The organism is Methanoculleus sediminis (assembly GCF_001017125.1).
GTDB lineage: Archaea > Halobacteriota > Methanomicrobia > Methanomicrobiales > Methanoculleaceae > Methanoculleus > Methanoculleus sediminis.
Window position 1 is genome coordinate 557148 of the sequence record NZ_JXOJ01000001.1, and the last position, 8178, is coordinate 565325.

Sequence of the window (8178 nt, forward strand, 5' to 3'; positions counted from 1 at the left end):
GATCACTTCTCCACGTCGTGTAGTTCCCGTTTCAGTCTGTCGATGGCGTTGGCAGCGGCGGCAAACGCCTCCTGTCTGCGTTCTGCAAGTATAGCAAGATATGTTATATCCTCTCCGGCGTAGAGCCGTCCTTTCCGGTGGTAAAACCGGGCGCCGATGATTCCCGGGACGGCCTGTATCTCTTTCTGGATGCTCTCCGCCACGGCATCGACGGTCTCATCGAAGTCCATGTATTCGGTCCGGTCGTCCCCGGTCCATTCCCTGACGATCCCGTTGAAGGTGAGGATGGCCCCGGCGTGCGAGACGTCGCACTCGCGCTTCAGTTCCCTGACCAGCCCCTCGACGGTGTGGTAGTCCTCGAACCGGTCGAGTGCGGCGATCACTTCGTCGACCGAAGGGTTGCGGAGCACGACGTTCTCGCTCTCGAGATCGCCGATCACGATCCTCGGGAACGGCCTCGACTTGAATCCCTCGAGTATAGCGTATTCGATCCCGGCGTTGCAGAGGACTTCGAGGGTAGAGTTAAGATCGTTCTCGCGCCTGACGACGACCGACTTCTCTTCATCGACACCGCCGGATATAGCAGCATACGATTCATAGTACACGGTGGTATCCTTTCCGGGCTCGAGCGAAAAGCCGTGGTGTCCCAGGTGTTTGACTGCTCCGACGGCTCCATGTGCGGAAATCGCCCCGATCAGGTTCTTTATGAACGTGGTCTTCCCGGCGTTCGAGCGGCCGACGATCTGTATGATCTTCATATCTCCTCATCCTGATTCTGCACTTCCGGCTCTTCTCCCGGTACTTCTGCTTCCTGGCCCCCATCCTGGCCGGGCCGGGTCTTCAGGATGACCGAAGCTGCCTCGGCCACGCCCCGCATCACCTCGGTGATCCGGTCCTCGACGTCGATCTCGTCGTCGAGGTTCAGGCTCGTTCCTTCCACCTCCAGCAGGAACCGGGCGACTTCGCTTGCCTCGAAGAGGATCTCGTCGAGTTCCTCTGCGGTGAAGAAGCCGCACATGGCCCCGTAAAAGAACGTGGCACCTGCTTTCTTCACCTTCTTCTTGAACGAGCTCCTTGCCTGGTTGACCGCCTGCGGGGAGTAGGAGTCGACCATGAACGGGCAGAGTTCGGGGAGGTTCTCCCCGATGAACGTCATCTCCGAGCCGCTGGTGGTCTTGAAGTCTGCGCAGAGGCGTGCTATGGCCCATTCGCGGGCGGTGATGTGGGTGTGTTTGCGCAGGAACTGGTTGACCCGCTGGTAGGTGGCGCCGTCCACCTTCTTGAATTTCTGGTACTTGTTCGGGTCTTTGATGCTGTCAGGTTCTTCCATTTTACCTACCTCTTGTTGGTTTTGCTATTTCAATAATAAGGCTGGTTGAACGGCGGTGGTTCAAACGAACCCGGATGCGCCGGCCGGGATCGGTCTGTCGTGCGGGTGCTGCCGGTATCACGATCACCCTCTGTCATCATATAGCATCATAGGGTTTATGTCTGCCTCTTTGCTCCCGGGTTCGGGGCGGTGATCCGGTTATCCTGGGGGACTGTTCTCCCGTCTGGGCGCAATAATGGTCGTCGGGAGTTCGATGACGGCTGGCGGGTGAGATCGTGTCGGGCTTCGGTGGTGGTTCCGATTGTGGTAGGTCGGCATTCCTTCGCGCGTCGGGCGCAATTCAGCGTTTCGCTGAAGTTTTGGGGGCATCCCGTTCGCGGCTTCGCGTCACGGGCAGAACGCCCGGAGTTTGAGCCCCGCCAGGTGCGAATGGCGATGGGCACGAGCGTAGCGAGTGGCCGGAGCATGAGAAAACGCGAAGCGTTTTCGAGTCGCGATGGGCGGAACGCGACTGGCCGGAGGGCAGGAGCGTGAGCACCGTTAGGTGCGAACGCCCGGAGTTTGAGCACCGCCAGGTGCGAATGGCGACGTTCTGCCCGGGGGCCGGGCTCGAGCAATGCCCGGCTGTACGGATCTTCATCAAAATGGCTTTACCCTGTCTTCTCTCCCGGAGCACGCCGTTGTCCTGGCGCTCTGTGGTCGGCCACCTGGATCTGGCGTCCTCGTATCGCGATTTTGAGCCGGGATCGTGCTCGCGTCTATGCGTGAGGTTGCCGGAGGGGGCGATCGGGCGTCTGTGCTCGTATGTGGGGGTCATTTATATGTGGGCGGAAGGTGTGGGTCGCGTGGCGCCGGTGTTGCTCCCGGATCGTTCACTTTCTCCCCGCGCGGTAAGGGGTTCATATACCTGAAAGGGGACGTATTCAGTAGGGTTTGCTTCCCCGCCCCCACCTGGGGTGCAGCCCAGCATACCTCCTAACTCCGACACAATCTGCATCACCTGATACCCATTTTTTAGAAGCCCGGGGTAATCCGGCGTTTGTGCAGTTTTCGGGCGCATTTTGGGTTTTTTGGAGCGTACTCTAACTACGGGTCGCTTTCTGCGGCGGCATGGTTCCGGCAGGTCCTGTTCTCCTGTTTCCCTGGTATCCGCCCGCCTGCCGCATGTATTCTGGAGATCGACGGGTTCCCTGTTTGGGAAACTCTTTCTCTTGTAGCCGGCTCTCTCGGTGCGGGTGCGTGCTCTCGGGGCCGGCGGACCTCTGTGTGTCGAACCTTGGTTCTGTGCGGTATGACTCGTTGCGGGGAATAGGCATTTACCGCAATCTTGATATGTTTCGTTATTTAATGTATTGTACAATGGAAAATGCCTGTTTCTCGGAATGGCTGGATCGCTTCAGCAGTTACCTCCGGATGCGGAACTACTCGCCCCGGACCATCGAAAAATACCTGCAGACAATCCGGCGTTTTGCCAGATACGCCTGGCTCCGGCAGAACTCGGATTCCGACGAGGTCACGTTCGGCGAGGCCGCGTTCGAGAACGCTCCGCTGGATGCGAACGTCAACGTCTCTGCGGCCCTCGTTACCGATTTCTTCTCCTACCTTGCGGAGAATCAGGATTACAAACCCAAGACCCTCCACCGGATGATCTCGACGCTATCGTCGTTTTACAAGTATCTCTACGTGCAGGGGGCCGTGATCGCCGATCCGATGCTCGGGGTGGAGCGGCCCCGGATCAAGAATCAGGAACTGAAATACCTCAAACACAGTCAGGTGATCCGCCTGATCAACACCATCGAGAGCGAGCGTGACCGGCTGATCGTTCGCCTCATCTACGCCACAGGCGTCCGTGTTTCGGAACTCTGCGCCATATGCGTCGAAGACATTGACTTCGAGGAGCAGACGATACGGGTAAAGGGTAAAGGCGACAAAATACGGACGGTTTTCATCGACGAGGAGACTCTCGACGAGATTAATCGGTTTATCGGCAATAAAATCGAGGGGCCGCTCTTTTTGGGCCAGCAGGGCAATCACCTCTCCCCGCGAACCGTCCAGCATCTCTTCAAGCAATGCGCTCCTTCCGGGATTACGCCACATAAAATCCGCCATTCCTATGCGAGCGAGCTCTATCGGCGGTCAAAAAACCTCCGCGTCGTGCAGGAGAATCTGGGGCACTCCTCCATCAAGACGACCGAGATCTACCTGCACACCGACATCGACGAGCGGAAACGCGTCTATCAGCAGTATTTCCCGCTCTCGAACGGAAAAAAGGAGGAGTGATCGGGCCCGTCGGGCGATCCGGATAAACTGCATGATGCTATATTGGTTTTGCCTGCCATAGGGGCCTGGAATCGTGAACGGGTCTTATTGTAGTGCGAAAGGGGCGGCTTATTCCACAGTGCTCCAGGCTCCCGGCGTTACGGCGTTGACCGCTTGTCCCGGGCAGGCATCATCCGCCCACCGATCATCTTCGGCAACGCTCAAATCACTGGAGTGCTTATCGTATCCGTAATGCGCTACATCGTCACGGGCGGGGCGGGGTTCATCGGGTCCAACCTCGCAGAGCGGCTGGCACGCGACGGCCACGATCTCGTTATCGTCGACGATCTCTCCGCCGGACGGCGGGAGAACATCGATCATCTCCTGGTCCATCCCCGGGTGGCGTTCGTCGAGGGGAGCGTCACCGATATCGACCTGCTCGTCGATATCTGCGCCCGGGCAGACGGTATCTTCCACCAGGCGGCCGTTGCGTCGGTTCCCCGATCCGTGGCAAACCCCCTGGAGACGAACGCGGTGAACGTGACCGGAACCCTGAACGTTCTCTGGGCCGCAAAGGAGTGCGGCGTCCCGGCGGTCGTGGCGGCTTCCACCTCGGCAATCTACGGCGACGATCCGGTCTTCCCCAAACGCGAGACGATGGCACCGGGACCGCTCTCCCCCTACGCGGTCTCCAAACTCGCGGGCGAACACTACGGAAACGTGTTTGCCGACCTCTACGGTATCCGGACGGTATTCCTGCGCTACTTCAACGTCTTCGGTCCCCGGCAGGACCCGAACTCCGAGTATGCGGCGGTGATCCCGAAGTTCATCACCCGCCTGCTCGGGGATAAGCCGCCGATCATCTACGGCGACGGGGAGCAGACCCGGGACTTCATCTTCGTCGCCGACGTTGTGCGGGCGAACATCCAGGCGATGGAGAGCAGCGCCTCCGGAGTCTTTAACATCGCCGGGGGCAGCAGGATCAGCCTGAATCAGCTTGCGTCCGTTCTCGCGGGGATCACCGGCATACACCACCGGCCGATATACGAGCCGCCGCGGCCGGGGGACGTGCGTGACTCGCTCGCCGAGATCACCCGGGCCCGCGATGCCTTCGGTTTCTCTCCCCACTGCACGCTTGAAGCGGGGCTCCGCGAAACAGTGGCGTGGTTCCGCGACGGCGGCCGGTAACCGTTCGTGGCACCCGTTCGGCCGATCCGGGGTCGCCACGCTCCCGGGCACGGCAAGTGCAGGAACCTATATATCGTTACTCCACAGTAAGGGGGGCGAGGTGCAGACGTATGCCCCAATTGGTTACACCGGAGATGCCCCGCAAGGGTAATGACAGAGATTCGTCACGGGCGTACAGCGACGTCGCCACGGAGGGTCTGTACGACCCTGCAGCCCTGAACAACAGGGGTGTGGCGCTTGAGAGGCAAGGCCATTACGAGGAAGCGCTCGCTGCGTTCAGTGCGGCGATACTCTGCGACAACGATGATGTCTACGCCTGGAACAACCGGGCGGTGATCCTCACCCGGCTCGACCGCCCCCAGGAGGCGGCGCTTGCGTGCAGGCAGGCGCTCGCGATCGACCGGTCGTGCATCTTTGCTCTGGTGACGTACGGCATGGTGCTCGGCAGGCTCGGGAATTACCATGAGGCCGAACGTGTTCTTGCGGTGGCCGAAGATCTCGACCCGCAGGCCCGGGCGCTCTACCCCGGAAACTCAACGATGACCCGGGCCTGACCGGGCAGGATCACCTATTTTTCCGGGGGCCCGGGGCCGATACACTGTCGGGTGCGATACGGTTTGCCGTATGGTGCGCCTCGCCGTATCCATGGCCCGGTCCGGCCGGTTGCATCGCGAGATCGCCGGGTTCGTCCGAACTCCCGGGGAGCCTTACGTTTTTATCCTCCCTGCCGCATAGAGTATACAACCGAGTGCCGTCCGGCACGGAGTCGATCCCATGAAGACGCTCATACTTGCAGGCGGGAGCGGCACCCGCCTCTTCCCGCTCTCAAGGGAACACTACCCGAAACAGTTCATCCCGCTGGTCGACGACGAGTCTCTCTTCCAGAAGACCGTGAAGAGGGCGCTCCTCTTCTCCTCGCCGCAGGAGATCGCCATCGTCACGAACACCGATCACCGGTTCCTGGTCAGGGACCAGCTCGCCGCCATCGGGTGCGACTGCCGCGTCCTCGTGGAGCCGGTGGGCAAGAACACCCTGCCGGCGATCTATTACGGCGCCCGCGAGATCACCCGGGACGGGCCGGACACGGTCGCAGTTCTCCCATCGGATCACCTGATCACCGCGGCCGGGCCGTTCCACGACGCATTCCGCCGGGCGGAGCGGCTTAGCAAGGACTACCTGGTGGTCTTCGGGGTGCGGCCGACCTCGCCGCACACCGGATACGGCTATATCCGCCCCGGCGAGCCTCTCGGCGACGGCTCGCTCGTGGACGGCTTCGTCGAGAAGCCCGATATCGAGACCGCCGGGCGGTACGTCGCCGACGGCTACCTCTGGAACTCCGGCATGTTCTGTTTCGATGCCGCCCTCTTCCTTGCCGAGTGCGAGGCGTGCGCACCGGAGGTGGCCCGGGCGTTCGAGCAGCCCCTCGATGAGGCATACGGTGCAGTCCCCGCCCTCTCCATCGACTACGGGATCATGGAGAGGACCCGGAAGGCGGCGGTCGTCCCGCTTGAATGCGACTGGAGCGACGTGGGGAACTTCGACGCACTTTACGCTGCCCTCTCAAAGAACGGAGACGCGAACGCAGTCCGGGGCGAGCATATCGGGATCGACTCCTCCGAGAACCTGATCATCGCCGACCGCCTGGTCGCCACCGTCGGGGTTCACAACCTTGCCATCGTCGAGACGAAGGATGCGATCCTGGTCGCCGCCCGGGACGAGGCGCAACGGGTGGGCGAGATCGCAAAGGCCCTCCGCGAGAAGGGGGACTCCCGTGCTCTCTTCCACACGCAGGTCCACCGGCCCTGGGGCTCCTACACGAACCTGGAGGAGGGGCAATCCTACAAGATCAAGCGGGTCACCGTCCCCCCGAATCGCCGCCTCTCCCTCCAGATGCACCACCACCGCTCCGAGCACTGGGTGGTCGTCACCGGGTGCGCCGAGGTGACGATCGGGGGCGAGACATCACTTCTGCGGAACGGCGAGTCCACCTTCGTCCCGGCGGGAACGGTTCACCGGCTCGCGAACCCCGGCCTCCTGCCGCTCGAACTGATCGAGGTCCAGATCGGGGAGTATACCGGCGAGGACGACATCGTCAGGTTCGAGGACGACTTCGAGCGGACGTGAGCGGCAACGGGTTGGCCGCTCCTCCTTCCCGGCCATCCCGTCCGCCCGCGACCAAACCGATATAATCCCGGGGTACATAAAATATAAGAGCTGATACCTGCGGTATCGGCGGTTCGAATTCGTTTCTCTCGGCACCCCCGTAGTGTAGTGGTCAATCATGCAGGACTTTGGATCCGGCGACGGCGGTTCGAATCCGCCCGGGGGTATTACGTTCGTCCTCCCTTTGCGTTTCTTACTTTCATGCGAGTATTTCGGAGTCACCCTCATCCCATCGGCGGCGAAATCGAAAGAGACTTCCCGGCGTACGATGAGCATACGAGAATGAGCCACCTCTCCCCTATCCTGATCGCCCCCTGCGGCATAAACTGCGGGCTCTGCATCGGCTACCTGCGGGAGAAAAACAGATGCCCGGGCTGCCGGACGGAGGATGCCGGCAGGCTGAACGCGTATTGCGCCCGGTGCAGGATCCGGCAGTGCGAAGACCGTACGGGTGAGTACTGCTACGAATGCAGCGGATATCCCTGCACACGGCTGAAACGCCTGGACAAACGCTACACGAAATACCGGACCAGCGTGCTCGACAACCTGCGCGAGATACGGGAACGGGGAGTCGTGGAGTTCGTCGAACAGGAGAAGGTCCGCTGGAGATGCCCGGAGTGTGGATATATCCTCAGCATGCACAGGAATCGCTGCCTGCACTGCGGTCGGACGTGGTGAGGAGGGAGCATCACCCGCACCGCTGCCGCAACACCCTGTGATGTGGCGTCGATGAACTGCCGGGGACAGGGATCGTACAGGGAGGGCCCTCCCGGCGGTCCCCCGCGGGTTATCGGCAGAAGGCTGCTCCGGGAACCCCGGGGCCGTGCGCTGGCGAGGGAGGCGGGAAGAATCTTCTCGTTCTGCCAGTCCTGCCTCGAACAAGGTGTTGCCGTTCTTCTCCCGGGATCCGAACGCCCTGCAACCCTCCGGTGTTCCACATCTTTCTTAAGGCCTCCCTCCCAGATCATGGGCAGGTAACTATGGAAAGCGCTGCCCTAGCAATTGAGATCCAGATGAGCCTCCTCCTCTTCCTCGCTCTCGCCGGCTACCTCGTGGCATCCCGAATCAACCAGTCGGCGACGATCGGGGCGATTCTTGTGGGGGTTCTCGTCGGACCGAGCGTGCTCGGCCTGATCACTTACACGGACTTCGTCGCGACCCTGGCGCATCTTGGGGCAATCATCCTCCTCTTCGTCATCGGTTTCGAGTTTAACATCAGGGATATCATTGATCCACGC

At 61.1% G+C, this 8178-nt stretch carries 8 protein-coding genes and 1 tRNA gene; 7 read left to right on the forward strand and 2 right to left on the reverse strand.

Features of this window, described 5'->3' with window-relative positions; translation table 11 throughout:
* Window positions 1–2: 2 nt before the first annotated feature.
* A complete protein-coding gene (mobB, locus tag SZ63_RS02765) occupies window positions 3–758 on the reverse strand; it encodes a molybdopterin-guanine dinucleotide biosynthesis protein B (RefSeq protein WP_048180651.1) in 756 nt (251 codons plus the stop codon).
* Complete coding sequence (locus tag SZ63_RS02770) at window positions 755–1330, reverse strand: DUF5806 family protein (RefSeq protein WP_048180654.1); 576 nt, start codon at window positions 1328–1330, stop codon at window positions 755–757. Before SZ63_RS02770 ends, mobB begins: the two co-directional genes overlap by 4 nt.
* A 1359-nt stretch (window positions 1331–2689) precedes the next feature.
* Between SZ63_RS02770 and xerA the strand changes: the two genes are divergently transcribed.
* From xerA to SZ63_RS02805, 7 genes are all read left to right on the forward strand, one after another.
* Complete coding sequence (xerA, locus tag SZ63_RS02775) at window positions 2690–3610, forward strand: site-specific tyrosine recombinase/integron integrase (RefSeq protein WP_048180656.1); 921 nt, start codon at window positions 2690–2692, stop codon at window positions 3608–3610.
* Window positions 3611–3841: 231 nt separating this feature from the next.
* Complete coding sequence (locus SZ63_RS02780) at window positions 3842–4777, forward strand: SDR family oxidoreductase (RefSeq protein WP_048180658.1); 936 nt, start codon at window positions 3842–3844, stop codon at window positions 4775–4777.
* A gap of 110 nt (window positions 4778–4887) precedes the next feature.
* Window positions 4888–5331, forward strand: coding sequence for a tetratricopeptide repeat protein (locus SZ63_RS02785; RefSeq protein ID WP_048180661.1), 444 nt, complete (start codon window positions 4888–4890; stop codon window positions 5329–5331).
* A 220-nt stretch (window positions 5332–5551) separates the two neighbouring features.
* Window positions 5552–6901 (forward strand): mannose-1-phosphate guanylyltransferase/mannose-6-phosphate isomerase, encoded by a 1350-nt coding sequence (locus SZ63_RS02790; protein ID WP_048180663.1) that lies wholly within the window; start codon window positions 5552–5554, stop codon window positions 6899–6901.
* 133 nt (window positions 6902–7034) lie between these two features.
* Window positions 7035–7107 (forward strand) — tRNA-Gln (locus tag SZ63_RS02795).
* A gap of 115 nt (window positions 7108–7222) precedes the next feature.
* Window positions 7223–7618, forward strand: a complete 396-nt coding sequence (locus tag SZ63_RS02800; protein WP_048180666.1) for a DUF3795 domain-containing protein — start codon at window positions 7223–7225, stop codon at window positions 7616–7618.
* Between the two features lie 302 nt (window positions 7619–7920).
* On the forward strand, window positions 7921–8178 hold a 258-nt coding region (locus SZ63_RS02805), incomplete at its 3' end, for a cation:proton antiporter domain-containing protein (protein ID WP_048180669.1).